Source organism: Streptomyces sp. NPDC019937 (assembly GCF_040631655.1).
Taxonomy (GTDB): domain Bacteria; phylum Actinomycetota; class Actinomycetes; order Streptomycetales; family Streptomycetaceae; genus Streptomyces.
The window spans coordinates 1-3,550 of sequence record NZ_JBEYAL010000108.1 but is presented as its reverse complement, the minus strand read 5'-3'; the positions used below and the strand labels follow the sequence as shown (position 1 = coordinate 3,550).

Annotated in this window: 1 protein-coding gene; it reads right to left on the bottom strand. The window is 72.5% G+C overall.

The features are described from left to right. Positions 1 to 3,550, bottom strand: a 3,550-nt coding sequence (locus tag ABZ562_RS41040; RefSeq protein WP_361490544.1) for an SDR family NAD(P)-dependent oxidoreductase, incomplete at both ends; no start/stop codon positions are given.

The window sequence follows — 3,550 nt, the reverse complement described above, 5'->3', positions numbered from 1 at the left end:
ACCGGGAACGACGACAGCCCGTCACCACCCGAAACCAACATCTCCCACAAATCCTCAGGAGAAGAAACCCCACCGGGAAACCGGCAGCCCATACCGACGATCGCGATCGGGTCTTCGACGTCGTCGGACGCATGAGCGCGGGCCTGCGGCGAGAGGGTGGTGTCCGGTCCGGGCGTCTCCCCCACCACCTGTTCGCGCAGGAACACTGCCAGCGCGGATGGGGTCGGGTGGTCGAAGACCAGGGTGGCGGGCAGCGGCAGGGCGGTGGCGTTGGTCAGCCGGTTGCGCAGGTCGACCGCTGTGAGGGAGTCGAAGCCGAGGTCCTTGAAGGCCCGGCCGGGGTCGATCGTCGCGGACGAGGAGTGCCCGAGCACGGTGGCGACCTGGGACTGGACCAGTGTCAGCAGCATCCGGTCCTGCTCGGCCGCCGAACGGCCGCGCAGCCGCCGTGCCAGCTCGCCGTCGTCCCCGGCTCCGAGATCGGCGGCGGGGGTACGCGCGGCGGCCACCTCGGGCAAATCACCGATCAAGGCGCTGGGGCGGGTGAACGTCATGGCGGCCGCGAAGCGTTCCCAGTCGACGTCGACCACGGCCTGGCACACCCGGCCGTCAGCGAGCACCTGCTGCAGGGCTGCGATGGCCCGATCCGGGTCCAGTACGCGTACGCCCAGACGGCGGAAGTGCTCCGCCACCACGCCGTCGGCGGCCATGCCACCGCCGCCCCACGGCCCCCAGGCCACCGACGTGGCTGCCAACCCCAGACCGCGCCGGTATTGCGCCAGAGCATCCACATACGCGTTGGCGGCGCCGTAGGCCGCCTGACCCGCATTCCCCACCACACCGGCGATGGACGAGAACAGGACGAAGGCGTCGAGGTCACGGTCGGCCGTCAGGTCGTGCAGATGGCGCGCCGCGTCCGCCTTCGCCGCCAGCACGCGCGCCAGCCGCTCCGGGGTCAGCCCCTCCACCACACCGTCATCGAGGATCCCGGCAGTATGAACGATTCCGGTCAGCGGTGCCTCTTCCGGGATACCGTCCAGCACCGCCCGTACGGCTTCGCGGTCGCCGACGTCACAGGCCGCGAACGCGACATCGGCGCCCAAGTCCGCCAGCTCGCGGCGCAGTTCCTCCGCGCCGGGTGCCTCGGCACCCCGACGGGACACCAGCAGCAGGCGCTCAGCACCACGAGCAGCCAGCCAGCGGGACACCAGCCCGCCCAGCGCACCCGTACCGCCGGTCACCAGCACCGTGCCGCGCGGCTCCCAGCCGTCTCCCCGCCCGGCACCGGCCCCGTCCCGTACCAGCCGGGCCGCGAACACGCCCGATGGCCGTACGGCCACCTGATCCTCGCCACCGGACGCCGCGAGCACGGACACCAGCCGCGTCAAGCTGTCCTCGTCGGCGTCCTCCGGCACATCGACCAGACCGCCCCACCGCTCCGGCTGCTCCAACGCCACCGTCCGGCCCAGGCCCCACAACTGAGCTCCCACGGGATTCAGCAGCCGCTCGCCCGAAGCCACCGACACCGCCGAACGGGTCACACACCACACACGCGCCACGATGCCGGAATCCCCCAGCGCCTGCACCAAGGTCAACGTCGTGGCGGTCGAGTCCGCCAAGGACACGACCCCCATCACCGTCTCGGTGTCCTCGGCCCGGATCTTCGCGGCCAGGGACTCGCGCGTATCGTCGGCGGCCACCGGCACGACGGTCGTCCGAGCGCCGGCGATGCGCAGCGTCCGCACGCACTGGTCCGCGAAGTCGTCGTCCGCCCGGTTCGGGACGGCCACCAGCCACACGCCCCGCAGCCGGTTCGTCGCCGCCACGGTCACGGGCTTCCACTGCACCCGGTACCGCCAGCCCGAGAGCAGCGACTCCTCGCGGTGCCGCAGCCGCCAGTCCGAGAGCACCGGCAGTACGGTGTCCAACGGCGCGGTCGGGCCCACCCCCAACTGCCCGGCCAGGGACTCCGCATCGCCCTGCTCGACCAGGTCCCAGAACCGCTGCTCGGTTCTGCCGGACTCCGCGGCCGCTTCCGCCGGAAGCTCTCGGTCCGGCAGCCAGTACCGCTGCCGCTGGAAGGCGTACGTCGGCAGATCCACCCGCTCGGCCCCGGTCCCGGCGAACACCGCCGCCCAATCGACCTTGGCCCCGCGTACGAACAGCTCAGCCACCGCCGCCATCAACGTCTCGGGCTCGGCGCGGTCCTTCCGTAGCGCCGACACCGCCACATCGGTGTCCACCTCGGACTGGGCCAGCCCGGTGAGCACCGGATCGGGGCCGAGCTCCAGCAGCCGGGACGCGCCCTGTTCGGCGGTCGCGGTCGTCAGCGCGGCGTGGAAGCGCACCGGCCGGTGCACCTGGCGGACCCAGTACTCCGGGGTCGCCCAATCCTCCGCGGTCACCGGCTCGCCGGTGACCGTGCTGATCGCGCGCGTATGGGGATCGTGGTAGGTGATCCCGGCGGCAACCTGGGCGAACTCGTCGAGCATCGGCCGCATCAGGGGTGAGTGGAACGCGTGACTCACCCGCAGCCGGGAGACGCGGCGGCCTCGGCCGCGCGCGATGTCCATCGCTTGCTCCACGATGTCCTCGGCACCGGAGATCACGGTCGCGGAGGGGCCGTTGACGGCGGCGATCGCGGCCTGGTCACCTCCGGGCAGGCCCTTCAGGATCTCCAGCACGTCGGTCTCGGTGGCCTGGATCGCGGCCATCGCGCCCCCGCCGGGCAGGGCCTGCATCAAACGGGCCCGGGCGGCGACCAGCCGCGCGGCGTCGGCCGACTCGAACACCCCGGCCGCGTAGGCGGCGGCGAACTCACCGATCGAGTGGCCGAACAGCAGGTCCGGCCGCATACCCCACGAGCGCAGCAGCTCCACGAGCGCGACCTGCACCGCGAACAGGGCGGGCTGGGCATAGCCGGTACGGTCCAGCAGGTCCGCCTCGGCGGAGCCCTCGGCCGCGAACAGTACGTCGCGCAGTGGGACGTCGAACCCGGCGGCGCCCTCCAGCTCGGCGTTCAGGTGGCCGCACACCTCGTCCAGGGCCCCAGCGAACGCCGGGAACCGGTCGTAGAGTTCCCGGCCCATGCCGATGCGCTGGCTGCCCTGCCCGGTGAACATCCACGCCGTGCGGCCCTTGCTGACCGCTCCGGTCACCACGAAGGTGTCCGGGTCGGCCGCCTCGGTCTCGTCGGCCTCGGCGGACAGCACGGTCCCGTCGGACAGGCGAATCGTGCCGGTGTGCAGGGCCGCGCCGTCGGTGCCGAGTACCACGGCGCGGTGTTCGAGGGCCGCGCGGGTCGTCGCCAGCGAGAAGCCCACGTCGACCGGGGATCGATCCTGCGGCCCCCGCTCGTCGAGAAGAGCCGCGAGGCGGCCGGCCTGTGCCCGCACCGCGTTCGGGGTACGTCCGGACAGCACCCACGGAACCACCGGCAACTCCGGCCCTGCCGGCGGCCGCTCCTCCGCCACCGGCTCCGTCTCGGGGGCTTCCTCAACGATGACGTGGGCGTTGGTCCCGCTGATACCGAACGACGACACACCCGCCC